Below are 26,744 nucleotides of genomic sequence, written 5' to 3' on the forward strand. Positions count from 1 at the left end.
GTGCTTTCCCTCCGCTTGCGTCTCCCTTGCAACGGCACTTCAAGGTGCACACTGCTCCGCCAGGGCGCGGCGGGTGGGCACATCGCCTCCTGCGCGTGCGGCGCTCGCCTGTTTTGATGAGGCCTCACCGAACCACCAGGGAGGGCCGCAATGCCCGAATCGCAGCCGCACCGCGCCGACCACCGCTCCCCTGAGCAGCCGCCTCTGATGCGTGCCGTGCTCTTCGACCAGGTCGAACCCGGGTCGGACGAACTGGGTCTCGTCGTGCGGCACATCGAGCGGCCCGAGCCTGGACCGGGGGAGATCCGCCTCCGCGTGTCCGCTTACGGCCTCAACCAGGCCGACCTGCTCCTGATGGCCGGACGCCACTACTCGACGTCGGACCTCCCGATGCGCATCGGATACGAGGCCAGCGGCGTCGTCGACGCGGTCGGCGAGGGCGTCACCTGTTTCTCGGCCGGCGACCGCGTGAGCACGATCCCCAACGTGGACGGTCCGTATTCCTGCGGGAACGAGTACGCGCTCGCACGCCAGGAGTTCACCACGCCGTGGCCCGAGGGATGGTCGGCGGCGGAGGCGGCCGGATTCTGGATGCAGTACCTCACGCCGTACTACCCGATGCGGGAGCTGTCCACGATCGGCGAGGGCTCCTACGTGCTCATCACCGCGGCGTCGGGAGGGACGGGGCTGGGCGCGATACGGGTCGCCAAGGCGCTGGGCGCCACGGTGGTGACGTCGAGCCGTACCTCTGCCAAGCGCGACTTCCTGCTCGACCAGGGAGCCGACGCGGTGATCGCCACCGAGGAAGAGGCGTTCGCCCCCGCCCTGCTGGCCGCCACCGACGGCCACGGGGCCGACCTGGTCCTCGACGGGATCGGCGGCGGATTCATCGCCGAGTACGTCGAGGCGATGGCGATGAACGGCGTCGCCTACATCTACGGCGGGCTGTCGGGCACCAACGACGTCGCCTTCCCGATACTGCCGCTGGTGCAGAGGCGGGCGGGTGTGGTCGGCTACTCGCTCATCAACGAGGTGCGGGACGCCGGCAGGCTCCGGCGGGGCGTGGAGTGGGTCCTCGAGCGGATCGCCGACGGCACCTTCGGGCGCCCGGTGATCGACAGCGTGCACGACCTCCCGGAGGTCGGCGAGGCGTATGCGCGGATGAGATCCGGCGCACAGCGAGGCAAGATCATCGTTCAGGTGAGCGAAGGCGTTTGACGGCTCCTATCCTGTGTCGATGAACGTGGAGTTCAGCGGCGAGCTGTGGTTCTGGAAGGGACCGGCACCGTGGCACTTCGTCACCGTCCCCGACGACGAGTGCCGCGACCTGGAGACGACCGCCGCCCTGGTCAGCTACGGCTGGGGCATGATTCCGGTGACGGCTCGGATACGGGAAACCCGGTGGAGGACGTCACTGTTCCCCCAGGACGGGCACTACCTCGTGCCCGTGAAGGCGGCGGTGCGGAAGGCCGAAGGGCTCGCCGTGGGGGAAGTGGTGACCGTTCATCTGACCGTCGATGTCTGACCGGGCGTGTAGTTCTTCCCGAGGGGCCTGCCGGGGATCGGCTTGGCGATGAGGGCGACGGGGATGAAGAAGCAGATCTGGGAGATCGCCAGAGTGAGCGTCCAGAGCGCCTTGTCGTCGTAGTGGGCGGATGCCCTGGCGTAGAGCTCGTCGGGGACGCGCTCCCCGGACGGGTTCGGGGTCAGGACGGCCTCCGCGAGCTCCAGCGCGACCCGTTCGGCGTCGGTGAAGTAGGGGGCGTCACGCCATGACGCCACGGCGGTGATGCGTTCCTCCGTCTCCCCGGCATTGCGGAGGAGGCCGGTCTGCCGGACGGTGTGGTAGGTGCTGCCGACGATCTGCCCGGCACGCAGCTGCACGAGGCCGATGGTGGTGTGCGGGATCGAACCGTTCCGGGTGGCCTTGGTGATGGCCACCGCGATCGTCCCCAGTTCGGGGAAGAACTGGGCGGGGTCGGGCAGACGCGACCGGAGGTCGTCCTGTTCAGCGGGTGCGGACATGGCGAGATCTTCCTTTCGACACGACTGCTGGAATGTGCGGCGTCACGCCGCGGCGGCCACGCGAGTACGGCCGCCCCAGACCCAGCCGAGCTGAACGACGCTCATGCCGAACAGCAGGACGCCCAGGGGGACGTGCAGGGTCTTGACGTGCGCGATGCCCAGCGCGATCTGCGCCAGCGTGAGCCCGAAGAACCCGGCCGCGTACAGAATGGGCCGGGCCGAGCCGCCGCCCGGCCGCCACGCCAGGACCGCGGCGACCACGTGCAGCAGTGACACCGTGAACACCCCGTACGCCGAGGCACTGTGCAGTACCCGTCCGCTGGGCACGGACAGCAACAGGCCGGCGGTGATCGGCGCGACGAAGACGGCCAGGGTCTGCAGGGTGATCGCGACGCGCAGCAGCGTAAGGTTGCCCTGCTTGGTCGTCGGGGGTGTGGGCATGGGAGGTGTTCCCTTCTCCGTCTCGAGGCTTGCGACCTGGTGTCTCACCAGTACGACGAAACAGCCGCCCGAAATGTGAGGTCTCACATTCCGAGGTGCTGTCTCGTCGTACTGATGAGGGCAGATGCGAGAAGGAAGTCGGGGACACCATGACCACCCAGTCCGGGCCGGGAGACGGCCTGAGCGCGATCATGAGCGAGCGGCGCCAGCTGATCAATCTCGCCTACCGGCTGCTCGGCTCCCTGACCGAGGCCGAGGATGCCGTGCAGGAGACCTACGCCCGCTGGTACGCGATGACCCGGGAGCAGCAGGAGGCCATCGACTCCCCCGGCGCCTGGCTGACGAAGGTGGCCGGCCGCATCTGCCTGGACCTGCTCGGCTCGGCGCGGGCCCGCCGTGAGAGCTACGTCGGCGAATGGATCCCCGAGCCGCTGCCCGAACCCACGGAGTGGGTCAGCAGGCAGCCGGCCGACCCGGCCGACCGGGTCACCCTCGACGAGTCGATCAACATGGCCTTCCTCGTCGTGCTCGAGTCGATGACCCCGGCAGAACGCGTCGCGTTCATCCTGCACGACGTCTTCGGCTACGCCTTCGCCGAGGTGGCCGAGGTCGTCGGCCGTACCCCGGCGGCCTGCCGCCAGCTGGCCTCCTCGGCCCGCCGCCGCATCCGCGCGTCACAGGCTCCCGCGGCGCCGACGGCGCGGCACGCCGGCACCGTCAGGGACTTCAAGCAGGCCTGGGAGGCCAAGGACATCGACGCCCTCATCGGCCTCCTCGACCCCGACGCCACCGCGATCGTCGACGGCGGCGGCCTGGTCAGCGCCGGGCTCCGCCCGATCGAAGGCGGCGAGCAGGTCGCCCGCTACATCCTCGCCATCGCCGGCATGGCACCCGGCCTGACGATTCTGGAGCGTACGGTCAACGGCCAGCCCGGCCTGGTGGCCCAGCACGACGGCGTCACCGTGACGGTGGCCGCGTTCGACCTCACCGGCGGCCGGATCAAGCACATCTGGGCGGTACGCAACCCCGACAAGCTCCGGCCTTGGGCGGGGGAGGATGTGATCAAGAGCCGCCGTACGCCTTGATGGTCTCGGTGATCCAGGGGCGGTAGTGGGTCACGTCGGTCCAGACGCCCACTCCCGGCCCGCCGTCGGGGCTGGTGGCGCAGCCGGCGTTGCCGTCCATGCGGTCGTCCAGGTCGTCGCCGTCGCGCGAGGTGGCGCCGATCAGCTCCCAGCGGTTGCCCACCCGGCGGATCTGCGGACCGCCGGAGTCGCCGTTGCAGGCGCTGGCGGCGCGCCCGTTGATCTCACCGGTGCACACCTCCTCGCCACTGTTGAGCTCGGAGCACCGGCTGTCGGGCACGCGTACGGTGTCGAGTTGCTGCAGCTGCCGCGGGCCGTCCTCGCAGGCGGGATTCTCCGTGTCGTCGCAGGTCATGCCCCAGCCGATGACGCGGGTCGGCTCGCCAACCTGGCCGGGGCCGTCGGCGATGGGGATGGGCGCGAGGTTGACCCGCTGGTCCAGCTGGACCAGGAGGATGTCGTCCTTGGGCGCATCCCTCATCCCGAGCTCTTCGTGGGTGGGGTGGACGACGACGCGCTTGACGGTGGTGAGCACCCCGCCGTTGTCGCGCTCGAGCGAGCCGACCCGTACCTGCGTCTTGCCAGGCTTCATGAGCCCCTTGCAGTGGGCGGCGGTCACCACCCAGTCGGGGGCGATGAGGGAACCGCCGCAATGGTGCTGGGGCAGTTTCTTCAGCTGGAAGGAGACCATGAACGAGTAGGTCTCCGTCGCGTCCCGCCCGCCGATGATGGCGGGGCGGCCGGTGCTCGCCGCGGCCGTGGTCGCGGTGGCCAGTGCGAGCCCGGTGGCCATGAGGGTGGCGAGCACCACTTTTCGCTTGAACACACGTCTCCAGTCGGTTGAAGGTGCGGGCCGGGGGTCTCCCTGAACTCTCCACGACTCGTCCTGCGGCCGGCGCGCCGGCGTTTTGCCAGGTCAACGCGCCGAGTGTAGGTCAGGGTACCTGCGACTCTCAGTGCTCCCGACACCTTGACCTTGAGTGACGACCCCGGTCGCCGGGCTGGACGGCCCGGCGACCGGGGGTGCTCAGCTCGCCACCCGCGCGTAGCCGGCGGGACGGGTCGTGAACGTGCCGCGCCCCTGGGTACGGCTGCGCAGGCGGGTGGCGTAGCCGAACACCTGGGCCAGCGGCATCGTGGCGGTGACCACCACCTCGCCCGCCCGGGCGAGCGAGGAGGAGACGTGCCCGCGCCGCGCGGCCAGGTCACCCAGCACCGCGCCGACGGCGTCGTCCGGGACCGTGACCGTGACCTCGACCACCGGTTCCAGCAACGCCATCGTCGAGGCACGCAGCGCTTCGCCGAGGGCGAGGCGGCCCGCCGTACGGAAGGCCAGTTCCGAGGAATCCTTCGGATGCGTGGCCCCGTCCGTGAGCGTGACGCGCAGGCCGGTCACCGGGTGCCCGCCCAGCGGCCCCGACGCCAGCGCGTCGCGGCACCCGGCCTCCACCGCGCGGACGTACTCGCGCGGCACCCGGCCACCGGTGACGGTCGAGCCGAACGCGAAACCGTCGCCGGACGGCACCACGTCGAGGACGAGATGAGCGAACTGCCCGGCTCCGCCGTCCTGCTTGACGTGGCGGTACAGCAGCCCGCTCACCCCGCTCACGACGGTCTCCCGGTGTGCCACCTGCGGCCGGCCCACGGTCAGCTCCAGCCCGTGCTCGCGACGGATCCGCTCCACCGCGACCTCCAGCTGCAGCTCGCCCATCCCCGACAGCAGCGTCTGCCCGACCTCGGGGTCGGCGCGCACCGCCAGCGACGGATCCTCCTCCACCAGCCTGGTCAGCGCCCCGGCCAGCCGTTCGATGTCGGTGCTCCTGCGCACCTCCACCGCCACCGAGACCACGGGCTCGGCCGCGCCCGGAGGTTCCAGGAGCACGGGCGCCGACGGATCGCACAGGGTCGTCCCCGCGCGCACGCCCTTGACCCCGGCCACGGCGACGATGTCGCCGGCCACCGCACGCTCGACCTCGGTGTGCCTTCCGGCCTGGACGCGCAGGACGCGCCCGACCCGCTCGGTACGGCCGGCCCCGGCATCCAGCACCTCCATCCCCTTCCGCAGCGTGCCCGAGTAGACGCGCAGGAACGCCAGCCGTTCCCTGATCTTGAAGACCAGCGCCGCCAACGGTGCCGACGGATCGGTCTCCGGTGGAGGCAGGTAGGCCACGACCGCGTCCAGCAGCGGCTCGATCCCGCGGTTGCGGTAGGCCGACCCGCACAGCACCACCACGCCCGCGCCCGAGCGGGTCAGGTCGCGCAGTGCGGCCTCCATCGTCCCCGGAGAGATCCCCGGATACTCCTCCAGGGCGGCAGGATGCAGCTCGGCCACGGCCTCCTCCAGGAGCAGCCGCCGTCGTGCCGCCTCCTGCTCGAGCTCCTCGGGGACGGGACCGATCTCGAGCTCGTCCGCCCAGGTCAGCGCCCGCATGCGAACCAGGTCCACGACCCCGGTGAAGCCGGCCTCCGCGCCGATCGGCAGCTGGACCACGAGCGGGGTCACGCGTAACCGATCGCGGATGGAGCCGACGGCGGCGTCGAGGTCGGCGCCGACGCGGTCGAGCTTGTTGACGAAGGCGATGCGCGGCACGCCGTGGCGGTCCGCCCGGCGCCAGACCGACTCGCTCTGCGGCTCGACCCCGGCCACCGCGTCGAAGACGGCGACCGCCCCGTCGAGGACGCGCAGCGAGCGCTCCACCTCGTCGGAGAAGTCGACGTGGCCGGGAGTGTCGATCAGGTTGAGCCGGTGACCGGCCCAGAGGCAGCTCACCGCGGCGGCGAAGATGGTGATCCCGCGATCGCGCTCCTGCGGGTCGAAGTCGGTGACCGTGGTCCCGTGGTGGACCTCACCGCGTTTGTGGGTGGCGCCTGTGAGGAAGAGGATCCGTTCGGTCACGGTGGTCTTGCCCGCATCGACGTGGGCGAGGATGCCGAGGTTTCTGACGTCGTTCATGGCACTGCCTTTTCAGGGGATTCCGCAAGGGACAGCGCGATGCGACCAGGCTCCGCCGTACGGCGGGCGTGGTCAGGACATCCAGCACCGGGCGCGCAGCCGGCACCGGGCCGGCGAAGACACCAGAATCACCTCGAACCGCGACAGCGAGGCGCCGTACCGCATGGCGGGCTCCTCTCATCCACGGTGGGCAATGTCGTGGCGAGTGTAGTCACACGGGTGTGATTCCCGAAAAGGGTTTTCAGCGCTCCGACGTGGCCGGGAGCTGGGCGATGGCCTGGCGGGCGCGTCGCTCCTCGCCCCGGTTGTTCAGTTCCACGGCCAGGTCGAGAGCGGCATGGTGCAGGCGTACGGCCTGGCCGGGGTCGCCCAGGGTGGCCGCGACCTCGGCCAGGCTGTTGAGCGCCGTGGCCTCGCCGCGCCGGTAGCCGAAGCGTCGATACAGCTCCAGCGCCTGCTCGAGATGGTCGCGGGCCTCGGCGTGCCGGCCCAGCCGGGCGCAGGCCGCCCCGAGGTTGTTCAGTGCGTCGGCCTCTCCGCCCCTGCTGCCGATCTCCCTGGACAGCTCAAGCGCCTGGCGATGCAGGTCGGCCGCGTCCGCGTACTGGCCGAGCCGCTCGTGGACGATGCCGAGGTAGTCCAGCGTCACGGCCTCGCCGAACCGGTCGCCGATCTCCCGGAACAGCTCCAGGGCCTGCAGGTTCGCCTTCCTGGCCGGCTCGTGGTCGGTGGCCACCCTGCCCAGGCCGACCAGCGCCCGCGCCTGACCTCGCAGGTCCTCCGCCGTACGGCAGGCGGCCAGCGCCCGGTCGAAGTGCTCACGGGCGACGTCGTGGTTCCCCTGCACCTGATGCACCCAGCCGAGATCGGTCAGCGCCCGCCCTTCGCCGGCCGGGTCCTGGCGGCGTCGGGCGGCCTGCAGGGCCTTGCCGTACAGGGCCAGGGCGTCGTCGTGATGGGCGTGGTCGTAGAGATAGCGGTACAGCGTGGTGGCCAGCAGGCAGGTGTGCGGCGCGTCGTGGTCGGCGGCCAGGACGAGGTTGGCCCGTTCTGCGTCCAGCCAGGCCAGCGCCCGCGCGGCGTCATGGAGGGGGACCGGCGGCGCGGATCGCTCGATGCGCGGCCGCCGGTGGGCGCTGTCGGGGTAGAGCACGTCCATGGCGGCCGCCGCCGTGGTCAGCTGGTGGTCGAGCAGCCGGGTCAGCGCCGCGTGCGCCACGTGCGGCGGCTCCTGCTCGGCCGCGAGCTGCGCGGCGTACTGGCGGAGCAGGTCGTGGAAGACGTAGCGGCCGAAGGCGCGCTGCTGGAGCATGTGCGCGTCCAGCAGGTCCTCGAGCAGGTCCTCGGTGCACTCGACGGAGAGGTCGGCGAGCGCGGCGGCCGCGTACGGCTCGAGGTCGCGGCCGGGATGCAGCCCGAGCAGGCGGAAGAGCCGCTGCTGGTCGGCGGTGAGCTGGCGGTAGGACAGGGTGAACGCGGCCGCCACACCACGTTCCGACCTGGCCAGCTCGGCGAGCCTGCGGCGCTCGTCACGCAGGCGTTCGGCGAGATGGGCCACGCTCCAGCGGGGCCGGTGCCGCAGGCGGGTGGCGGCGATGCGGACGGCCAGCGGCAGGAACCCGCACAGCAGCAGGACCTCAGCGACCGCGTCGGGCTCGGTGTCCGCGCGCTCGCCCACGATGCCGGTGAACAGCGCGGCGGCGTCGGGCAGGGGCAGCACGTCCATGGACAGGGCCCGCGCGCCGTCCAGGTCGGTGAGCCGCTGGCGGCTGGTGATGATCACCAGGCTGTTCGACGTGCCGGGCAGCAGCGGCCGGACCTGGGCGGCGTCGGTCGCGTTGTCCAGCACCAGCAGCACCCGGCGGCCGGCCAGCTCGGCTCGCCACAGCGCGGCCCTTTCCGTCATGGACGCGGGGATGCGCTCCGTCGGCACGCCGAGCTGCCGCAACAGCATCTCCAGCGCTTCCGCGGGCTGGAGCGGCCGCTGGCCCGCCGTATGGGCGTGCAGGTCGATGAAGAGCTGACCGTCGGGGTGGCGGTCGGCGAGCCGGTGCGCGACGTGGACGGCCAGTGCCGTCTTGCCGATGCCGGCCATGCCGTCGATCGCGGAGATGGTCACGGCCTGTGAGCCGGGCTCGCACAGCTCCTCCACCTGGACGGAACGGCCGGCGAAGTCGGCGACGTCGTAGGGCAGGAAGGCCGCGACAGGCCTGGCCGCGGCGGGAGCCGGCGGTTCGGCCGCCGCGGGCGGCTCACCGCGCAGGACGGTCGCCTCGGCGGCCTGGAAGGCCTGTCCCGGATCCAGCCCCTGCTCCTCGGCGAGCCTGCGGCGGTAGTCACGGCCGACGGCCAGCGCGTCGGCCTGGCGCCCGGCGCGGTGCAGGGCCAGCATCAGCTGTACGGCGAGCCGTTCCCGTAAGGGATGCGCGCTCAGCTCGGCGGTCAGCTGATCGATGAGCTGCGTGTGCCTTCCCGCGGCGAATTCGAGCTCCGCCAGCCGCTCGATCGCGGCCAGCCGCTGATCCTCCAGCCGGGCCCGGGCGCTTTCCGCGTAGTCGGCCTGGATGCCGGTCAGTGCCGGTCCGCGCCACAGCGCCAGGGCGGCACGCAGGTGCCCGCCGGCCAGTTCGGGATCGGCCTCGGCCTGGGCGGCGGTCACCAGGGCGGTGAACTCCCGCAGGTCCAGCTGCCCGGACTCCGGGGTGATCACGTAACCGGCCGGCCGGGTCTGCACCAGGTATGCCGCGTCCGCGGCGCGCAGCGTGCGCCGGATCGCGGTCAGCGCGGCGTGCACCTGGGCCCGGGCGGTGTCCGGCGGCGTCGGCCCCCACATCGCGTCGCTGAGCCGATCGACGCTCAGCACGACGCCTGCGTGCAGCAGCAGGTAGCCCAGGAACGCGCGGTGACGCGGTGCCAGGGCGGGAAGCGATCGGCCGCCGGCTGACACCTCGACGGGGCCCAGGATCGCGAACCCGACATCCATCCGCGAATCCTACATATGCCCCTTTGCTGGCGGATGAACAACAGAGCCATCGGCGATGCATAGGCATCGCATCGCGATCGTATTAACGGCCCTCCCCATGCTGGTCACATCAGGCGATCACCACCCATGAGGAGACGTTCCCATGCAGGCACGGATGAAGAACCCCGCCCTCGTCCTCCCCGGCGCCATGAAGGCGCTCATGGCGGTGGACAAGACCACCGAGCAGGCCGGGCTACCCAAGGTCACCGTGGACCTCGTGCTGCTCAGGGCCAGCCAGATCAACAGCTGCAGCGTCTGCGTCGACATGCACGCCAAGGACCTGCGCAAGGAGGGTGAGAGCGACGAGAGGCTGTTCGCCGTGGCGGCCTGGCGCGAGGCGCCGTACTTCACCGACGCCGAGCGCGCCGCCCTGGCACTGACCGAGCAGGTCACCCGGATCGCCGACGGCGGCCAGGTCAGCGACGAGGTGTGGGACGAGGCCGCCGACCACTACTCCGAGACCGAGCTCGCCGCGCTGATCATGCGGATCGCCACCGTCAACCTGTGGAACCGGCTGAACGCCACCACCCGGCAGATCGCGGGTGCGGCATGGTAGCGGTCGCGCTCGTCACGGGAGCGAACAAGGGCATCGGCTTCGAGGTCGCCCGCCTGCTCGGCGAGTCGGGCGTCACCGCGATCATCGGTGCCCGTGACGAGGAGCGGGGGCGGGCCGCGGGCGAGCGGCTCGGCCTGCCGTACGTGCGGCTCGATGTGACCGATGCGGCGAGCATCCGAGCCGCGGCGAGCCGGATCGAGCAGGAGTACGGCAAGCTCGACATCCTGGTCAACAACGCCGGGATCACCTTCGACGACGGGCTGCCCAGCCGGAGCACGACCGCGGAGGCCCGCCAGGTCTACGAGACGAACGTGTTCGGCGTCATCGAGATCACCAACGCGATGCTGCCGCTGCTGCGCCTGTCACCCGCCGGGCGCATCGTCAACGTCTCCAGCGAACGCGGCTCGTTCGGGCGCGCCCTGGACCGGGACCATCCGCTGTGGCCGATGCTCAACCTGGTCTACTGCTCCTCCAAGGCCGCCCTCAACATGATCACCGTGTCCTACGCCAAGGAGCTGTGGGACACCCCGATCAAGGTCAACACGGTCGACCCGGGCTGGGTCAAGACCGACATCAACCACAACACGGGCATCAAGACCCCCGAAGACGGCGCGGCGCCGATCGTCGCGATGGCCCTGCTGGACGCCGACGGCCCCACCGCCACCTTCGTGCAGCACGAAGGCCCTCTTCCCTGGTAATCCCCTGAAGGAGACAACAGCTATGGATCTGCGTAACGCCGTCCGGGGGCGCGTGCTGCTTCCCGGCGAGGACGGGTTCGACGACGCGGCCCGCCCGTGGGCGGTGGGCGTGCACCAGCCGGTGGCCGCCGTGGTGGAGGCCGAGGACGCCGCGGACGCGGCGGCGCTGGTGCGGTACGCCCGCGAAGCCGGGCTGACCGTCACCGCCCAGCCGTCGGGCCACGGCGCCTCGGGCGATGTGCAGGGCGTGATCCTGCTGCGCACCGCCCGTCTGGACTGGGTGGAGGTCGACGCGGAGGCGCGCGTCGCCCGGGTCGGCGCCGGGGTGCCCTGGGGCCGGGTGCTGGCCGAGACCGGCAAGCACGGCCTCACCGGGATGGCCGGCAGCAGCCCGGCCGTGACGGTGGCCGGGTTCCTGGCCGGCGGCGGCGTCTCCTGGTTCGGCCGCAGGCACGGCTGGGCGGCCGACTCGGTGCGCGCCTTCGAGATCGTCGACGCGGACGGGCAGATCGTGCGGGTCACCGGCGAATCCGACGCCGAGCTGTTCTGGGCGCTGCGCGGTGGCGGCGGCGACTACGCGCTGATCACCTCGATCGAGCTGGCGCTGCACCCGGCACCCAGCGTGTACGGCGGGCGGATCGTCTGGCCCGCGGCCCGCGCCGCCGAGGTGTTCGACGCCTTCCGCCAGGTCACCGCGAACGCGCCACGCGAGCTTTCACTGTGGATCAACCGCATGGCCCCGCCGCCGCCCGCCCCGGCGATGGTCTCCGTGGACGTGACCTACCTCGGCGAGGATGCCGAGGCCAAGGCGCTGCTTGCCGCCTTCGACGGCATCGGCGGCAGCCTCTCCGACAGCCGCGGCCTGATGGACCTCGCCGACCTGGGCACGATCGCGGCGGAGCCCATCGAGCCCAGCCCGATGCTGGCCCGCACCGAACTGCTGACCGGCCTGGACGAGGCGACGCTCGACACGCTCGCCGGCACTGACCTCGCGCCGCTGCTGAACCTCCAGGTCCGTCATCTGGGCGGGGCGCTGGCCGAGACCGATCCCGCCGGCGGCGCTGGTGGCGCCCTGGCCGAGCCGTACATGCTCTACCTGCTCGGCCTGCGGCTCCCCCACCTCACCGATGCGGTGCAGGCCAAGCAGGCCGCCCTCGTCGAGGCGCTCGGCCAGGCGGTCAGCGGGCGCAAGCCGTACACCTTCCTCGCGCCGGGGGACAGCGCCGCCCAGGCCTTCCCCTCCGACACGCTCGGCAGGCTGCGCGAGATCAAGCGCCTGCGCGATCCCTACGGCGTGTTCCGCGCCAACTTCCCCGTCCTGGGTTGAACGGAGTAGCCACATGTTGAAAATCGCGACCGCCGCCGCGCTGATCGCCGCCCTGACGGCGGCACCGGCTCCCGCCACCTGCTGGACCGCAGGGTGGGCGACCGCCGTCCAGCAGCCGTCGCCCGACGTCTGGTATCCCACCTGGGCGGAGAAGGGTTTCGCCAACCATTCCGTACGGCAGGCCGTCCGGGTCACCGCCGGCGGCTCGACGGTCCGGATCCGGCTGTCCAACGCCTACGGCGGCACCCCTCTCCGGCTGACCGGCGCGAGCGTGGGCAAGGCCGGCACGGGCGCCGCCGTGCAGGCGGGCACGCTCCGGACGCTGACCTTCGCGCACTCCGCCTCCGTCGACATCCCCACCGGCGGGCACGCCGCCAGCGATCCCGTACGGCTGGCGGTCAACCCAGGTGAGCGGCTGACGGTGACGCTGTACTTCCAGGGCGACACCGGCCCGTCCACCTATCACAGCGTTGCCCAGGCCACCACCTACCGGGCCTCCGGCGACCACACCCGAGACGCGGGAGCGGGCGCCTTCGCCGAGACCAACAGCTCCTGGTTCTACCTGTCCGGCGTGGACGTGCGCGGCGACGGCGACGCGGTGGCGACCTTCGGCGACTCCATCACCGACGGGTACGGTGCCACCCTGGACGCCGACAACCGCTACCCGGACGCGCTGGCCCGCAGGCTGAGCGGGCGGCGGCCGGTGCTCAACCTCGGCATCGCCGGCAATCGCCTGCTCAACGACTCGGCCTGCCTGGGCGAGCGGGGACTGACGCGATTCCGCTGGGACGTGCTCGACCAGCCAGGCGTCAAGACCGTGGTCGTGCTGGAGGGCATCAACGACATCCTGCTGGGCCTCCAGGACCCCACTCCCTGCACCACACCCGCGGTCAAGGTCGGCGCCGACGACCTGATCGCCGGGTACCGGCGGCTCATCCGCGACGCCCACGCGCGAGGCGTCCGGATCGTCGGCGGCACCATCCTGCCCGCCGGGTTCACCGGCGAGCCCGAGGCCGTCCGCGACACGGTCAACTCCTGGATCAGGACCAGCGGCGAATTCGACGCGGTCGCCGACTTCGAGCGCGCCGTCGCCGACCCAGCGGACCCCGATCGGATCCGGCCGGATCTGGACAGCGGAGACCACCTCCACCCCAACCCGGCCGGCTACCAGGCCATGGCGGACGCCGTCGACCTGCACACCCTGTAAAGATCGTCACGAAGAGATCACGACGTGCGGGCGATCGGGGATCCCATGGGACGTTTGTCCACATGAACGAGGCCCCGCTCGCCTTCCACGCCACCCAGCTGAAGAACGCCCGCCTGAACGCCGACGAGGTGCGCGAGCGGCTCGAGCGGCTCCAGTCCGTCGATCTCCGGCTGGAGCCGCTCGGCCTGGGACTGGTCGGATACTTCGCCGCGGTCAAGCACAACGAGATCGCGCAGTCGTTCATCGACGGGCTGGGCGCGAGCGCGAACTCCGCCGAGGAGATCGCGGAGAGGATCAAGGGCACCGCCGACCGCTACATCCAGGCCGACGACGCCACCGTCCAGGCACTGCTCGCACTCGCCGGACGCGCCCCCGCGCAGGACGACCCGATCCTCGAGGCAGGGCTGCGCGAGGACCTGCGGGGCGACCTCAAGGCCGACTTCCCGCCCAGGTGGACCTCGTACGGAACAGCGCCCGGCCTCGTCTACGCGGCCGGGTCGTGGTACCGGCTGGACAATGACCAGCAGACCGTCAAGGGCGTACTGAAGCTGCTCGACGAACGGGACGCGCGTCTGATCGGGAGGCTCTCCGGCCAGGTCGGACGCCGGACGGTCTTCATGGATGCCACCGGGCTGGACGGTTCCCCGGTGCCGAAGGCGGAGCTGGTGACCGACCTGGAGCGCCTGAGCGCGCGCACCACGACGCTGCTGAAGATCGCCAGCGGCGCCTGCGTCGCGGTGGGCATGTCCTACCTGCTGTGGCTCTCCACCTACGTTCCCAGCGACGCCGCCGTCGACAAGGTCATCCACGGCTGGGCCGACGCCGCCCTCGAACTCAGCGCACTGTTCGGCGCCGGCGACCCGATGGGCAGGCAGGCGCTGGCCGCCGCCTGGCACAGCGACGTCAGGGACGTGGCGGACAGGAAGATCAGGGACTTCGTCACCTCGGGCATCCACGCCGCCGACGCGGCGGCAGGCCGGGCGGTCGCCCTGATCCATGCGGTCAAGGCGATGGAACGCCTGCAGAAGATCGCCTTCGCCATGACCGTCGCGGAGGTGGTCGTGCTCCTCATGCTGGCGGGCCTCGCCAAGGTCAACCCCCAGGCCTGGACCCTCACGCAGGTCACCGGCCACCGGATCAACATCTTCATCATCGGCATGCACACCGCCTTGACGGTCCTCACCGGGCGGCTCATGCGCGAGGTCGTGGCGAAGAGTCCCTGAGGGCGCCCTCGTTCCCGCACGGTGGCTAGAACTGCGAGACCGTCAGCACCACCGCGTAGTGCGAGGACGCCGTCGACCCGAACCACTGGTTGTTGACGACGGCGCCGTATCCGGCACCGCTGGCCCACCTCGTCGGCCGGACCGGCCAGGTGCACAGCTTCGAACCGCTCCCCCTGCACTATCGGATCCTGGACGCCGGCCGGCGCATGTCGGGCGCACGAAACATACGGCTCACCAACGCCGCCCTCGGCTCGTCGACCGGCTGGGAGAAGCTACGACTCCCCTACCGTCTCGGCCTGCCCATTCACGGCTGGGCACACCTCCAGCACGGCCTGAAGCACCCCGGCCGCTTCCCCGCCACCAGAACGCTCGAGGTGCCCGTATACACGGTCGACCGGATCTGCGAGCTCCGGGAGATCTCCCGGGTGGACTTCATGAAGATAGACGTGGAAGGTTTCGAAGCAGAGGTCCTCAAAGGAGCAGAGTGGACGCTCGACCAACACCGCCCCACCCTCCTCCTCGAGATCGAGGACCGCCACCTGGCCAAGTACGGCCGAACCTCGACGCAGGTGACGACCTCCCTGATCGACCGCGGCTATACCATGCACGTCTGGCGCAACCACTGGATCCCCACGAACAAGGTCAGCCCCCACCTACGCAACTACCTGTTCACCATTCCTCACCCGTAGAGCCGATCCTGCATTCGATGGGTCAGCGGAGGTTGGTGACGGCGGTTTTGAGGCGGAGTATGTCGCGTTTGCGGGACTCGTAGGTGGCGCCGATCACCAGGAGGAGTAGGCCGCCCACGGCGATGGGGATCCACCGGGGCATGGCGCTGACCAGTTCGGCGATCGGGGGTGCCAGTTCGCGGACCGCCACCGCGGCCAGCGTCAGCCCGCCGAGCACCACCGGCGCCTGCAGCCGGGCGCGAGCCCCGGCGACCGTGACTGCAAGCGCCACCGCCCCCAGCAGCACCGAACGCCACGGCGTCGGCTCCGCAAGCAGGCTCGGGCCGAAGCTGAAGAGCAGCCCAGTGCCGTACGCCCGCCAGGACGACACCTCCTCCCCTCTCGTCCGCCACCACCCGATCCCGAGCAGCGCGACGGAGAACGGCACCGTATAGGCCTCGATCACCTCCACGTGCTCGGCCCACAACCGCACCCAGGACGCGACCAGCAGGAACCCCATCCCCAGGTAGCCGATCTTCCGCTGCTTCCGCCACACGCCCGCCGCTACCGCGATCACCCCGGCCGTCGCGCTGACCAGGCTCGCCGCGCGCAGCCCCGACGCCTGCGCCACGGCCGCCACCTCACCGGCCGCCAGAATCGCGGCCAGCGTCACCCCCAGCGCCCGCCCTCTGCCGAACGCCGATGTCGCGCCCGCGATCAGAGCCAGCGCGGGCAACACGGCCAAGGTAGCCCAGCGCTCCGACAATCCGGCCCCCACGGCGAGCACCCCGAGCCAGCCACCCACGACCCCGGCGACCACCCGCACCCCAGGCCCATCCGGACCCACACCGATCAGCCCTCGACGCTCCTGACCGGCAGAAACTTGATCCACCGGATGGCTGGACGCCACCCAAGCCGCCGCCGCGGCCCCGACGACGAGCAGGACCACGACCACCGGGTACGGCATGCGGACCGCCACCGGGGCCACCGCCAGCAGCAACCCCAGACCTCCCACCAGGACGGCGACCCGCGCACGGAACCGCGGCAGAGCCACGAGCACCACAACGGCGATCCCCAACGCCACCAGCACCAGCGGCCGCTGCACTCCAAGGGCACGCGCACCCCGCCACGGCTGGAACACCGGATCCACGGCGGTCAACGCCCGGGCGACCACATCGAGCACCGGCAGCACGGAGGCCCCCGCGAGCCACCCGGCCAACACCCCGGCTCCCCGGGCAGCCGGAGGCCGACGGCGCAGGCCGTACGCCCCGAGCAGGGCGAGCACCCCGGCGACGGCGAACCCCACCGCGCAGGAGTCCAGCACCCGCAGTCCGAACCCCCCGAGCACCGCCCAGACCAGCCCGCCACCACTCAGCGCGGCCCCGGCGAGCGCGGCAGGCCGCCGGTACAGAACACTCCACGTCACCAGGAGCACGGCCAACGTCGCATAGGTGGCCGACTGGAAGGCCAGCGCCCACGCGACCCCCACCACGGCGACCGTCCCCGCCGCCCACGCGGCGTCGGCGTGCCGAATGGCGACCACGCTGAGCAGTACGGCCAGCAGTACGATGACCGCGAGGGCGCCGCCGTACCCGAGCCCGAACGCGGAAGGCCCCACGACCAGCGCCAGCGATCCAAGGCCGAGCACCCCCGCCGGCCCCCACCGCCGATACCGCCACGCGAAAGCCCCGCAGACCACCGCGAACACCATGAGCACCACCGAGCCGGGTCGCACAGCGGCGAGCCCCACAGGAGCCCAAGGCGTCCTGTCCCACACCCCCGCGAGATTGGTGAAAGGCCCGCAAAAGGCAAACACCACAGGCGGCACGTACGGCAGCATCCCCAGGAAGGCCGCCCCCGCCCCGAAGGCCATCCAGGCGTTCCGTAACCGCTCGGCCAGCAGCAGCCCACCGACCCCCACGACCAGGGCGGCGATCGGGTACGGCAGCACCTGCCAGGCGTACGGCAGAGCCGGACGAACCGGCGATCCCACCGCGAATGTCAGCGCCACCACCGCCACCCCGACCGGCACCACCCGAGCCGAGCCCGCCTCCCGGAGAGCGACGAAGATCCCAAACCCGGCGAGCACTCCCAGCAGCCCGGACATGGCGAAAACCGTGTCCCCGACCACCGAGTCGACAGCCCCCACGAACAGCGCGGCCGCCGACGACAGCGCCAGACAGCAGGTGGCGGTGATCCGCAGCTCCCGCCGCTTCACCCACACCCAGACCGCCACGTCGAGCGCCACGGTCCCGGTGAAGGCGGCCATGATCTGCGGCGCCGTGTCGTTGAACGCCAGCGGCAACGGCACCTGCGCCAGCACGACCGCCACAGGCGGCGGTATCCGCAGCGGCAGCACCCTGCCGTATCCCGCCGCGGCCAGCGCGACGACCGCCACCACTCCGGCGGCGTACGCGTCCCCGGCCACGTCGCCGAACAGCCCGATCTGGTGCGCGGCGTAGCCGTCCAGCCCTATCAGCGCCAGCCCCAGCACCGCGACCGTCTCGGCGGTCGCCGTCAGGCCGCGCCTGAACGGGAGTGCGGGTACGGCCAGCGTGACCGCGGTGATCCCGCCCAGGATCGCCGCCCGGCCGCCGATGCCCAGGTGCCCCCAGCTCACCACGGTGAACACGATCGCCGCCACGGTCAGCAGCAGCCCACCGAGCACGAGCAGCACGTTCTGCACGACCCACCGCGACACCTCCGTGGCGGCCGCCTGCCGGGGAGCGCCTGCCTGCGCGATCGGGGCAGGCGGAGCGGCCCGCTCCACCCGCAGCAACCCCAGCAGATGGGTACGGCGAGCCTCCAAGCCCGCCACCCGGCTCCGAACGGCGGCGAGCTCCTGATCCACCTGCCAGAGCTCAGCCGCCACGGGCCCGGTCAACGGCAACCCGCACCTGGGGCAGGCGGCGACCGGCCCTCCCAGCCCGAGCCCGCACTCGGGACAATTCACATGCATGGGCAGAAGAATGCCGTCTCGGCGCTCACCACCGCCTGCGTTCACCTACTCAGCCGCACCTAGGTCCGACGACTCATCCTGCGTGACCTCGCGCCGCGCGAGTTCCCGATCGATGTGGCGCCGGACCTGGTCAGCGGCGATACCGAACTTCGTCAGAACCTGGCTCGCGGCACTCCCGCCCTCCCCCAGCACGCCGAGCAGGAGGTGCTCCGTACTGATGTAGTCGTGTCCGAGGCGCACAGCCTCGCGAAGCGACAGCGTCAGCGCCTTCCTGACCCGCGGTGTGAACGGAATCGGCTCCACTCGCTCGACTCCCGTGTCCTGCTTGACCTGCACCGCACGGGCTCTGGCGCGACCGGGCGCATCCCTGTCGGCGATGATCTCCTCGATGACGCAACGGACCTCCTCCAGGGACAGGCCCATGCCTTTGAGCACCCTGGCCGCCATGCCGTCCTTCTCGTGGATCAGACCCAGGAGGATGTGCTCCGATCCGATGTATCCGTGCCCGGGCCCGGGCCTCCTCCTGAGCCAGGACGATGACCCGGCGCGCCCGGTCCGTGGTCCACTCGAACAGCTCTGTACGCAGCAACCGCGCGGTCAGCCTCGCTCTCCACCTGGACCGCCGGGCCCCTTGCCGTCTCGTGGTGACGGCGAACCCGCTCGCCTGCCGTTCGTCGGTCAGGAAGGGACGACCCGCGAGGCGGTCCTGGAGCCGGGCATGCCTGAACTCATAGGACGTGCCGGACCTGCGGAGCAGGTCACGCCGGTGCGCGTCGTCGAGGAACGTCATCAGACGCCAGGGGAGCCTCCCCCGCAGCGCGAGCCATCCAACGCTGAGCAGGTACCAGGGCCAGGCCGCGAGAAGCCCCATCGGAACACCGACGACGGCGCCCGCCCAGAGGGCGAAGGCGAACGGGTCCGCTCCGAAAGACCAAGCAGCCAGCCCCATCGCCGCACCGACGCTCGCCCCGTAGCCCAGCGCCAGCGTGATGGCGGCACGCCTGTCAGCCCGCAGCTCCGTGGTCAGCTGCCCGAGCCGCCCACTGAGCCGCGCGCTGATCCGGCTCGGCTCGTACGGCGGCGCCATGACGAGGGCCAGCAGCCCAGCGGGCACCGCGGCCAGCAGTGCCGCACGAGCTCCCGCGTCCAGGGCGGACGCCGGACCTCCGGACAGCGCCTCCCTCAGGCCGGTGAGAAGCCCGGACAGCAACCCGGCCACGAGCCCCGCGCAGCAGCCCGCGGCGATGCGCTTGCCGAGCGGAGGGAGAGCGCGGTGCAGCCGCCACCACGCCAGCTCGTGCCTGGCCCTCTGCTGGAGGAAACAGGCCAGGAACACCAGCCAGTCGCGCGCCTGCTCCGGGCGGTACTCCCGGCTGGTCGTCCTCGCCGGTGCCGGAAGCCGACCGTAGACGGCGGGGATGAAGGCGTCGAGGAGGTGGTGTTCGACTGCGCCACGATCCGGGAACCGCTGCTCGTCGAGCAGTTCGGCGGGCTCGGAGCCCGGGGTCGTGTAGACCGTGCGTGCGAGGGAGAGCATGAGCGGGGTCGACAGCGCCTGCGCGAGCGGGGCGTCGGGATGGCCGGACAGGAGGCCGAGGGCCCGGCTCCAGCGGCCGTCACCGGGAAGGGCTCCCGCCGTCAGGAAGTTAGCGGCGTCAGCGAGGCCGACCGCGCCGAGTTCGACGACGGCGGCGGTGGCCAGCGGTCGCCCGGCGGAGGCGATGGCGGATTCGTATTCGGTGGTCCTGCAGGTGATGACGATCGGTCCGCGTCCGGCGACGGCATGATCGATGGCCTGGAGGGCCAGGGTGTGCAGGGCGGCGGGCATCTCGTCCAGCCCGTCGATGACCGGGAGCACTCGCTCGTCCTGGAAAAGCCGCGCGAAGACGTCGAGCCCGTAAATATCGTCGTTCTTCACCCCGCGGAAATCCTCGGCCAGCCTGCGAGCGATCCAGGTGTGCAGATGTTCGGCCTGCGGGTTCCATGACGCGGCCGGAAGCAGCACCGGTACTGCTCCCTGACGTTCGAGCAACTGCAGCGTGAGAAGGATCACCAGCACCGTCTTTCCTGCGCCTGGCTCGCCGAGCACCACCAGCTGCCGCTTCGGCAGCCGCAGGAACGTGGCTGCCGTCTCGGACACGTCGCCGTGCAGCCGGAGCCGGACGGGCCGGCCTGCCACCGCCCCTTCTCCCAGCACCGCCGCCGGGTTCGCCGCCACCGGACGGCCGGTGCTCGACCAGCGCAGGCGCAGCGGAGACGGCTGATGCAGCCTGCGTAGCGCGGCCTCGTCGTGCCACTGCCCACGTACGGCGAGAGCCAGGTCGTCCGCCGCCTGATCCAGGAGCGCCGGAATGTCCCTGGCCACCGACCGCCCCGCTTCCGAGGAACGACGGCGAATCTCCATGATGCCGACCCCGAGAGCCAGCAGCGGGGCCAGCAGCCACGCCCATGGCTGGTACGGCTCCGCCCAGTCCGGTAACGCGTCGGCGGCGAGATTGACGGCCAGTTCGAGGCACATGCCGCAAAAAACGATCAGTAACGCAACCGCCCAGGGCCGCCGCATGCGGATCACGCTCCGCTGGTTACGACGGGACGACCATCCTGAGCGCGCCCTGCCGGGCATGAATGACGAACCATGGCGACCTGCTCGTTTCACGATCGGTGCCGGAGCCTACGGCAACCATACGTTCGGCCCCGGGCCCGCGCACCGTCTCTCCTGGTCAGCTCAATATTCGAGTGGCGCGGCGTCAAATCTCTGGCAAATTATGGATGCCGCAACATTTGCCATTTCACAGAGGCGAATCCGCCCATAACTTGACACCCAGTTAAGAGAGATGTTGGCTGAAGGCGTGGCTTGAATCAAGCCATCGACCGGCGGTGCGGCCGTGGCGCCACCGGCCGGATAAACATGGGTTTGATCTCTGGCGGAGATGCCTGTGGCCACCTATGAGTATCGCTGCGTTGATTGCGGGCGATTCGAGGTTCGCCTGCCGATAGGCACTGCCACGCCCGCATGCGATTGCCCTGAGTGCCACCGTCCAGCCGCCCGCGTCTTCTCTTCGCCGTATCTCAGCCGGGTGCCCCCGGCAGTGGCCGCCGCGCTCGGCCGGGAAGAGCGAAGCCAGGAAGCGCCCGAGGTCGTCACGAGCGTGCCTCCCAAGCGGCGCCCACCGCCGCCGCACCCGGCACTGTCACGCCTGCCTCGACCTTGACACGCGTGGGGCAGCGGCGACGCCACCGATCGGAACCCTCCATCACGAGCGTGAGGAGGTGCGTCGCTGATGGGAGCTGTCGGACTGCTCTACGTGGGCGCGGTTCTCTTCCTGAACGGAATGATGCTGCTGGGCAAGGTCGACCCGCGCGCGGCAGGCGTGTTCAACCTCTTCGTCGGGGCCTTGCAGGTGATCACGCCCACGGTGCTGATCATCGCCAATCTCGCCAGGCCGATCGAGATTCTCGGCGCATCGGGGATCTATCTCTTCGGCTTCACCTACCTCTACGTCGGAATCAATCTGCTGGGCGGCTTCGACTCCACCGGAGTCGGCTACTTCTCGCTGTTCGTGGCCGTCATGGCGGTTGGCTACTCGTTCGCCAACTTCCGGCTCCTGGGTGATCCGGCGTTCGGCGTCATCTGGCTCTACTGGGCCTACCTGTGGTTCCTGTTCTTCATGCTGCTGGGTCTGAAGCGTGCGGGGATCACGATGTACACGGGCTGGGTCACGGCGATCGAGGGCTGGGTCACGGCGGCGATTCCCGCATTCTTGATCCTTACCGGCTACTGGCGGAACCCTCAGGTCCTCGCCGTCATCCTCGCCGTTTTCGGCGTAGTGGTCTTCGGAGCCCTGTGGCCACTGACACGAGGAAAGGAACCGTCCGTGGCAACACCCGCTCCGAGCGAGGAGAGAGGCACCAGCGAGGAAGCGCATCGCCCTCGCTACACCTGAGGAGGTGATGAGGCAGGACGAATATCCAAGGGGGCATCACAATCAAAGAGGGGCATTTTCATCATGCCGAAAGTCGTATTCAGCGTCGACCAGTCGATGTCAATGCGCGACCAGAAAATGCCGGGGCACAACCGATGGCACCCCGACGTCCCTGTGGCCGACATGGTACGTCCCGGAGATGAATTCCGGGTCGAATGCAGGGAATGGACCGACGCGCAGATCGGTAACAACGACACCGCAAATGACGTACGGGACGTCGACCTGAGTCGAGCACACATGCTGAGCGGACCGATCGGGGTCGAAGGAGCAGAACCAGGCGACCTCCTGGTCGTCGACATCCTCGACCTGGGCCCGGTTCCGCAGCAGGTCGGGGACGCCCCTGGAATGGGGTGGGGTTACACCGGCGTGTTCGCCAAGGCGAATGGCGGCGGATTCCTGACCGACTACTTCCCTGACGCCTACAAGGCGATCTGGGACTTCCACGGACAGGTTGCGACATCCCGTCACCTGCCAGGCGTACGGTACACCGGCATCACCCACCCGGGCCTGTTCGGCACCGCACCGTCCGCCGAACTGCTCGCGAGCTGGAATCGCCGGGAGCAGGCACTCATCGACACCGACCCGCAACGGGTCCCACCGCTCGGCCTGCCACCGCTGACCGAAAACGCCCTCGGCGGTACGGCAAGCGGCGAGGTGATGCAGCGGATCGCCAACGAGGGTGCCCGCACCGTCCCGGCGCGGGAGAACGGCGGCAACCACGACATCAAGAACTTCACTCGCGGGGCCAGGGTGTTCTACCCGGTCTTCGTCAAGGACGCCAAGCTTTCCGGAGGTGACCTGCACTTCAGCCAGGGCGACGGAGAAATCACCTTCTGCGGCGCGATCGAGATGGGCGGTTTCATCGACTTCCACGTCGACCTCATCAAGGGCGGCATGGAAAAGTACGGCGTCACCACCAACCCGATCTTCATGCCGGGCAACGTCGAGCCCCGGTACTCCGAGTTCATCTCGTTCATCGGGGTCTCGGTCGACCACGACACCGACACCAACTACTACATGGACGCGACGGTGGCCTACCGCAGGGCCTGCCTCAACGCCGTCGAGTACCTCAAGAAGTGGGGCTACAGCGGAGAACAGGCGTACCTGATCCTCGGCTCGGCCCCGATCGAGGGGCGTGTCAGCGGGATCGTCGACATTCCCAACTCATGCTGTTCGCTCTACCTGCCCACCGCGATCTTCGACTTCGACGTACGTCCGAACCCGGAGGGACCTGTGAAGAAGGAACGGGGGAAGTGCGCCGTGACGACCTGACCACCGCAGCATGACGGGAGCGCCGCACGAGCGGCCTCCCGTCATTAATATTTTGGCAATATTCCCCGACAAGCATCCCTGGCCGCCGGGCCGCGCCATATGCCCTTGGCGTGGGCGATGAGGGCCGGACGAGCTTGATCAAGGGTTCCCCGCTCACCTACCCAACGGTCAACGCCACCCACCGAGTGCAAAAAGCCGCAAAATTCGAGTTACCATCACAGATAGCTACAAACAGCGAATATCTACCGAACCGGGGCAAACTCCAGAGCACGTGTCAGCGGCGCCTGTCCGCTTCGAAAGGTTGATCAATGAACAACGACGCCGTGTGGGTCCGAGGCGTGACAGGCATCCAGATGCACCACACCACCGACCTTCAGGACGCCAGCCGATTCCTGGGCAATGCCGTGATGGCTCTGCGGGCCGCTCACGTACGCACCGGCGACGACCGGTACTCCGCTCTCGCCGCTCAGCTCAAGACCGCGGTGGCGGAGACGCGACTGCTGGAGACCCAGGCACGGGACCGGATGCATGGGCTGCACTCGGCGGATCCCGAGCTGTTCGTGCGCTGCCGCGAGGGCGAGGAGCCGTGGCCCGACGAGATCCAGGCAGGGTTCGTTCCGCGCCACACCTGCATGGACCAGTGCCTCTACCACGACCACGACGTTCTCGACGCCATCATGCAGTGCACGTGCGGACGCCCCCCATGCCGGGCCTGCGCCATCGGCGGCGCGCCGTAAAACCGGTTGACCTGGGTGGATGCAAACCACGCCACGCTGTTGCTTGGCCCGCCCTTGCCCGGCAAATGGTTGACCCTGCCGGATCACCATTCGTACCGTCCGCTTCATGACCTCTGCTTCCGGCGACCAGAGCGAGGCGATCATGCAGATCGCGACCCGCATGTTCGCGGCTTTCGGATATGACGGGACTACTCTTCAGCAGATCGCGGAAGCCGCCGGGTTCGACGTCGCCACGGTGACCTCCCTGGTGGGGAGCAAGCGGGATCTCTACGTCGCCGTCATGCAACGTGCCCACGAGACCGATCGCCGCTCGATCGAGGAGGTCATTGCCCGGTTCACCCCGATGTCCCCCGCCGACGCCCCCCGGATGATCCACGCGCTGGCCGACAGCTATCTGAACTCCTGCCTGGCCAATCCGCACATCCCCGCGCTCTGGGCGCATCGCAGCCTCGACGACGCCCAGGACATCACCGACCTCGAGCGTGACTACGTCTGGCCACTGCATGTCGAGGTCCAGAAGACGATCCAGCCCGCCCTCGATGCCGGACTCATCGACAGCGCCCCCGACTTCAGGTACATCCTCTGGACGCTCATCTGGTGTGTCGAGGGCTTCGCCGGCGGCGACGTACTCAACGATGAGGGAAACCGCATGGACCCCAATGATCCGCAGGCCCAAGCCCACTTCCGCGAATTCTTCCACCTCCTCCTCGACCGTCTCCTCACCCCACCCCGCAAGGCCCCCTGACACAGGCCACGGACAGCCTGGCTGCGGTGTCAGGCCGCGGCGATCCACAGGTCGGGGCCGAAGACCTCGTAGTGGATGTCGCGGGGCGCGACGCCCGCGCTGATGAGCTGAGCGCGGAGATCGCGCATGAACGGCAGCGGCCCGCACAGGTAGACGACGGCACCCTTGGGGAGCTCGACGTCGGTCAGGTCCATGCGGCCGGTACGGGCGCCGTCGCCCTGCTCGTACCAGTAGATGCGCTCGGCCTCGGGCAGCGTGCCGGCCAGGCGCTCCATGTCCAGCCGGAGCGGGTGGTCGGCCTCGGACTGGTCGGCGTGCAGGAGCAGGACCCGCCGGGTGGCACCGGCGAGGGCCAGGTGCTGCAGCATCGCCGTGATCGGGGTGCAGCCGATGCCGGCGGACACGAGGACGAGCGGGGCGTCGCCGTCGTCGAGCGCCAGGTCACCGTACGGCGCCGACAGGGTGAGCTCGTCGCCCTCCTCGACGGTGGCGTGCAGCAGCGCTGACACCTCGCCGTCGGGGGTGTCGCCGCCGCGGACGCGCTTGACGGTGATGCGGCGCAGGCCGTCCTCGCCGAAGCCGGAGAGGGTGTACTGGCGCACCTGGTGCACGCCGTCGGGCATCCGCATCCGGACGCCGACGTACTGGCCGGGCAGAGCGGGCGGGACGGGCTCGTCACCGAGCGGCCGGAGCACGAGGGACACGACGTCGGGCGTCTCCTCGTGCCGCTCGACGACCTGCCACTGCCGCCAGCTGCGGCCGTCCTGGGCGCCGGCCGCCGCGTAGATGCGGGCCTCCATGGCGATCAGGGCACCGGCCATCAGCCAGTAGACCTCGTCCCAGGCGGCGGCGACCTCGGGGGTGACGGCGGCGCCGAGCACCTCGGCGATGGCGCCGAAGAGGTACTTGTGGACGATGACGTACTGGTCGTCGGTCACGCCGACTGCCGCGTGCTTGTGCGCGATCCGGGAAAGCAGGGCGTCCGGGCGCTCGTCGGGGTGCTCGAGCAGCATGCCGGCGAAGGCGGCGATGGAGCCGGCCAGCGCCCTGCGCTGCTCGCCGTTGCGCTGGTTGCCCCGGTTGAACAGGCCATCGAGCAGTTCGGGACGCTCGGCGAACATCGTCTCGTAGAACCTCGCGGTGATCGTGTCGAGCGACTCTCCGACGACGGGGAGGGTGGCGCGGATGACCTCGGCGGTTTCCACGGACAGCATGTGAACCTCCTGGTGCGGGGCAGCGCAAAGCCGGCCCCAAGAAAAATTGGAATCTCAGATACATATTAAAAGCCGCACCTGGAGCCCCTCTGCCCGGGGGTCACTCAGGGGAGGGCAGGGACAGCAGTACCGGTCCGGTCGGCGAGGCCACCAGCGAGGCGATCGTCACGGTGTCGAGCGAGGCGTAGAAGGCCTCCTGCGCCTGGCGCAGGGCCGTCCGCAGGCGGCAGGCCGCGCGCAACGGGCAGGGCGGATCGTCCTCGCAGCCGACGACGTCCCCGGCGATCTCCAGGCTGCGGACGACCTCCCCGACGGACGCCGCACGGCCCCGCTCGGTGAGCTGGAGGCCACCGCCTCGCCCGCGCCTGGCCTCCACCAGACCCAGCTCGCTCAGGCGCGCCACCGCCTTGGCGGCATGGGAGTACGGCACGGCCACCATGTCGGCCACCACGCGGGTGGTCAGCAGCTCATCCCGATGCGCCACGGCCAGCCGCATCACGATACGCAGCGAGATGTCGGTGAAGGCGGTCAGACGCATGTCACCACGGTAGGCGCTACCGGACACCGGTCGCGGCGAACGCGGGTTTGTCAGTCGTGCGCGCAATACTCGCCGCTGGTGATCAAGAGCG

General features: G+C 70.2%; 22 protein-coding genes and 1 pseudogene. 14 read left to right on the plus strand and 9 right to left on the minus strand.

What is annotated here, in order from left to right; translation table 11 throughout:
• Positions 1–150 precede the first annotated feature (150 nt).
• Both KIK09_RS45245 and KIK09_RS45250 read left to right on the plus strand, forming a co-directional pair.
• Entirely contained in the window at positions 151–1,218 is a 1,068-nt protein-coding gene (locus KIK09_RS45245) for a zinc-dependent alcohol dehydrogenase family protein (protein ID WP_214325720.1), read from the plus strand.
• A gap of 19 nt (positions 1,219–1,237) precedes the next feature.
• Positions 1,238–1,525 carry a DUF1905 domain-containing protein gene (locus KIK09_RS45250; RefSeq protein ID WP_214325721.1) on the plus strand — a complete coding sequence of 96 codons (288 nt, stop codon included), beginning with the start codon at positions 1,238–1,240 and terminating at the stop codon, positions 1,523–1,525.
• On the opposite strand, the gene KIK09_RS45255 is transcribed toward KIK09_RS45250, so the two are convergent.
• Positions 1,504–2,025, minus strand: a complete 522-nt coding sequence (locus KIK09_RS45255; RefSeq protein WP_214325722.1) for a carboxymuconolactone decarboxylase family protein — start codon at positions 2,023–2,025, stop codon at positions 1,504–1,506. The two genes, KIK09_RS45250 and KIK09_RS45255, sit on opposite strands and share 22 nt — an antisense overlap.
• A 42-nt stretch (positions 2,026–2,067) precedes the next feature.
• Positions 2,068–2,466: a hypothetical protein gene (locus KIK09_RS45260; protein WP_214325723.1), complete on the minus strand. Its 399-nt coding sequence runs from the start codon at positions 2,464–2,466 to the stop codon at positions 2,068–2,070.
• 149 nt (positions 2,467–2,615) lie between these two features.
• Between KIK09_RS45260 and sigJ the strand changes: the two genes are divergently transcribed.
• A complete protein-coding gene (gene sigJ, locus KIK09_RS45265; RefSeq protein ID WP_214325724.1) occupies positions 2,616–3,551 on the plus strand; it encodes an RNA polymerase sigma factor SigJ in 936 nt (311 codons plus the stop codon).
• On the opposite strand, the gene KIK09_RS45270 is transcribed toward sigJ, so the two are convergent.
• The 3 genes from KIK09_RS45270 to KIK09_RS45280 form a co-directional block, all read right to left on the minus strand.
• Positions 3,529–4,377 (minus strand): S1 family peptidase, encoded by an 849-nt coding sequence (locus KIK09_RS45270; protein WP_214325725.1) that lies wholly within the window; start codon positions 4,375–4,377, stop codon positions 3,529–3,531. The genes sigJ and KIK09_RS45270 overlap by 23 nt on opposite strands.
• Positions 4,378–4,578: 201 nt before the next feature.
• Entirely contained in the window at positions 4,579–6,504 is a 1,926-nt protein-coding gene (gene fusA, locus KIK09_RS45275) for an elongation factor G (RefSeq protein ID WP_214325726.1), read from the minus strand.
• 241 nt (positions 6,505–6,745) lie between these two features.
• Positions 6,746–9,487 (minus strand): AfsR/SARP family transcriptional regulator, encoded by a 2,742-nt coding sequence (locus KIK09_RS45280; protein ID WP_214325727.1) that lies wholly within the window; start codon positions 9,485–9,487, stop codon positions 6,746–6,748.
• A 142-nt stretch (positions 9,488–9,629) separates the two neighbouring features.
• Between KIK09_RS45280 and KIK09_RS45285 the strand changes: the two genes are divergently transcribed.
• The 6 genes from KIK09_RS45285 to KIK09_RS45310 all read left to right on the plus strand — a co-directional run bounded on the left by KIK09_RS45285 (position 9,630) and on the right by KIK09_RS45310 (position 15,226).
• Entirely contained in the window at positions 9,630–10,082 is a 453-nt protein-coding gene (locus KIK09_RS45285; RefSeq protein ID WP_214325728.1) for a carboxymuconolactone decarboxylase family protein, read from the plus strand.
• A complete protein-coding gene (locus KIK09_RS45290) occupies positions 10,076–10,780 on the plus strand; it encodes an SDR family oxidoreductase (RefSeq protein WP_214325729.1) in 705 nt (234 codons plus the stop codon). Before KIK09_RS45285 ends, KIK09_RS45290 begins: the two co-directional genes overlap by 7 nt.
• 22 nt (positions 10,781–10,802) lie before the next feature.
• Complete coding sequence (locus tag KIK09_RS45295) at positions 10,803–12,107, plus strand: FAD-binding oxidoreductase (RefSeq protein ID WP_214325730.1); 1,305 nt, start codon at positions 10,803–10,805, stop codon at positions 12,105–12,107.
• Positions 12,108–12,120: 13 nt separating this feature from the next.
• Positions 12,121–13,314, plus strand: coding sequence for an SGNH/GDSL hydrolase family protein (locus tag KIK09_RS45300; protein WP_214325731.1), 1,194 nt, complete (start codon positions 12,121–12,123; stop codon positions 13,312–13,314).
• A 62-nt stretch (positions 13,315–13,376) separates the two neighbouring features.
• Positions 13,377–14,537 carry a hypothetical protein gene (locus KIK09_RS45305; protein ID WP_214325732.1) on the plus strand — a complete coding sequence of 387 codons (1,161 nt, stop codon included), beginning with the start codon at positions 13,377–13,379 and terminating at the stop codon, positions 14,535–14,537.
• 92 nt (positions 14,538–14,629) lie between these two features.
• The gene (locus KIK09_RS45310) at positions 14,630–15,226 is read left to right on the plus strand and encodes an FkbM family methyltransferase (protein ID WP_214325733.1); all 597 of its coding nucleotides are present in this window, start codon (positions 14,630–14,632) and stop codon (positions 15,224–15,226) included.
• Between the two features lie 22 nt (positions 15,227–15,248).
• On the opposite strand, the gene KIK09_RS45315 is transcribed toward KIK09_RS45310, so the two are convergent.
• Both KIK09_RS45315 and KIK09_RS45320 read right to left on the minus strand, forming a co-directional pair.
• Entirely contained in the window at positions 15,249–18,164 is a 2,916-nt protein-coding gene (locus tag KIK09_RS45315; RefSeq protein WP_214325734.1) for an SCO7613 C-terminal domain-containing membrane protein, read from the minus strand.
• Between the two features lie 111 nt (positions 18,165–18,275).
• Positions 18,276–18,738: pseudogene (locus tag KIK09_RS45320) on the minus strand (Clp protease N-terminal domain-containing protein); the annotation flags it as partial.
• Between the two features lie 2,356 nt (positions 18,739–21,094).
• On the opposite strand from KIK09_RS45320, the gene KIK09_RS60815 reads away from it, so the two are divergent.
• The 5 genes from KIK09_RS60815 to KIK09_RS45350 all read left to right on the plus strand — a co-directional run bounded on the left by KIK09_RS60815 (position 21,095) and on the right by KIK09_RS45350 (position 24,901).
• Positions 21,095–21,376, plus strand: a complete 282-nt coding sequence (locus tag KIK09_RS60815) for an FmdB family zinc ribbon protein (protein ID WP_372455771.1) — start codon at positions 21,095–21,097, stop codon at positions 21,374–21,376.
• Positions 21,377–21,445: 69 nt separating this feature from the next.
• Positions 21,446–22,108, plus strand: coding sequence for an AmiS/UreI family transporter (locus KIK09_RS45335; protein WP_214325736.1), 663 nt, complete (start codon positions 21,446–21,448; stop codon positions 22,106–22,108).
• Positions 22,109–22,171: 63 nt separating this feature from the next.
• Positions 22,172–23,419: a formamidase gene (fmdA, locus tag KIK09_RS45340; RefSeq protein ID WP_214325737.1), complete on the plus strand. Its 1,248-nt coding sequence runs from the start codon at positions 22,172–22,174 to the stop codon at positions 23,417–23,419.
• A gap of 308 nt (positions 23,420–23,727) precedes the next feature.
• Positions 23,728–24,156 carry a hypothetical protein gene (locus KIK09_RS45345; protein ID WP_214325738.1) on the plus strand — a complete coding sequence of 143 codons (429 nt, stop codon included), beginning with the start codon at positions 23,728–23,730 and terminating at the stop codon, positions 24,154–24,156.
• A gap of 106 nt (positions 24,157–24,262) precedes the next feature.
• Positions 24,263–24,901 carry a TetR/AcrR family transcriptional regulator gene (locus KIK09_RS45350; protein WP_214325739.1) on the plus strand — a complete coding sequence of 213 codons (639 nt, stop codon included), beginning with the start codon at positions 24,263–24,265 and terminating at the stop codon, positions 24,899–24,901.
• Positions 24,902–24,930: 29 nt separating this feature from the next.
• Here KIK09_RS45350 and KIK09_RS45355 read toward each other — a convergent pair whose 3' ends face one another.
• On the minus strand, positions 24,931–26,115 hold the full coding sequence (locus KIK09_RS45355; RefSeq protein WP_214325740.1) for a globin domain-containing protein: 1,185 nt from the start codon (positions 26,113–26,115) through the stop codon (positions 24,931–24,933).
• Between the two features lie 100 nt (positions 26,116–26,215).
• Positions 26,216–26,653 (minus strand): RrF2 family transcriptional regulator, encoded by a 438-nt coding sequence (locus KIK09_RS45360; protein WP_214325741.1) that lies wholly within the window; start codon positions 26,651–26,653, stop codon positions 26,216–26,218.
• Positions 26,654–26,744: the final 91 nt, after the last annotated feature.

The organism is Nonomuraea sediminis (assembly GCF_018531495.1).
Lineage (GTDB): Bacteria > Actinomycetota > Actinomycetes > Streptosporangiales > Streptosporangiaceae > Nonomuraea > Nonomuraea sediminis.

Coding starts and splice junctions, on each gene's coding strand:
- KIK09_RS45245 (WP_214325720.1), top strand. CDS start 151: ATGCCCGAATCGCAGCCGCACCGCGCCGACCACCGCTCCCCTGAGCAG.
- KIK09_RS45250 (WP_214325721.1), top strand. CDS start 1,238: ATGAACGTGGAGTTCAGCGGCGAGCTGTGGTTCTGGAAGGGACCGGCA.
- KIK09_RS45255 (WP_214325722.1), bottom strand. CDS start 2,025: ATGTCCGCACCCGCTGAACAGGACGACCTCCGGTCGCGTCTGCCCGAC.
- KIK09_RS45260 (WP_214325723.1), bottom strand. CDS start 2,466: ATGCCCACACCCCCGACGACCAAGCAGGGCAACCTTACGCTGCTGCGC.
- sigJ (WP_214325724.1), top strand. CDS start 2,616: ATGACCACCCAGTCCGGGCCGGGAGACGGCCTGAGCGCGATCATGAGC.
- fusA (WP_214325726.1), bottom strand. CDS start 6,504: ATGAACGACGTCAGAAACCTCGGCATCCTCGCCCACGTCGATGCGGGC.
- KIK09_RS45280 (WP_214325727.1), bottom strand. CDS start 9,487: ATGGATGTCGGGTTCGCGATCCTGGGCCCCGTCGAGGTGTCAGCCGGC.
- KIK09_RS45285 (WP_214325728.1), top strand. CDS start 9,630: ATGCAGGCACGGATGAAGAACCCCGCCCTCGTCCTCCCCGGCGCCATG.
- KIK09_RS45290 (WP_214325729.1), top strand. CDS start 10,076: ATGGTAGCGGTCGCGCTCGTCACGGGAGCGAACAAGGGCATCGGCTTC.
- KIK09_RS45295 (WP_214325730.1), top strand. CDS start 10,803: ATGGATCTGCGTAACGCCGTCCGGGGGCGCGTGCTGCTTCCCGGCGAG.
- KIK09_RS45300 (WP_214325731.1), top strand. CDS start 12,121: ATGTTGAAAATCGCGACCGCCGCCGCGCTGATCGCCGCCCTGACGGCG.
- KIK09_RS45305 (WP_214325732.1), top strand. CDS start 13,377: ATGAACGAGGCCCCGCTCGCCTTCCACGCCACCCAGCTGAAGAACGCC.
- KIK09_RS45315 (WP_214325734.1), bottom strand. CDS start 18,164: ATGCATGTGAATTGTCCCGAGTGCGGGCTCGGGCTGGGAGGGCCGGTC.
- KIK09_RS60815 (WP_372455771.1), top strand. CDS start 21,095: ATGCCTGTGGCCACCTATGAGTATCGCTGCGTTGATTGCGGGCGATTC.
- KIK09_RS45335 (WP_214325736.1), top strand. CDS start 21,446: ATGGGAGCTGTCGGACTGCTCTACGTGGGCGCGGTTCTCTTCCTGAAC.
- fmdA (WP_214325737.1), top strand. CDS start 22,172: ATGCCGAAAGTCGTATTCAGCGTCGACCAGTCGATGTCAATGCGCGAC.
- KIK09_RS45345 (WP_214325738.1), top strand. CDS start 23,728: ATGAACAACGACGCCGTGTGGGTCCGAGGCGTGACAGGCATCCAGATG.
- KIK09_RS45350 (WP_214325739.1), top strand. CDS start 24,263: ATGACCTCTGCTTCCGGCGACCAGAGCGAGGCGATCATGCAGATCGCG.
- KIK09_RS45355 (WP_214325740.1), bottom strand. CDS start 26,115: ATGCTGTCCGTGGAAACCGCCGAGGTCATCCGCGCCACCCTCCCCGTC.
- KIK09_RS45360 (WP_214325741.1), bottom strand. CDS start 26,653: ATGCGTCTGACCGCCTTCACCGACATCTCGCTGCGTATCGTGATGCGG.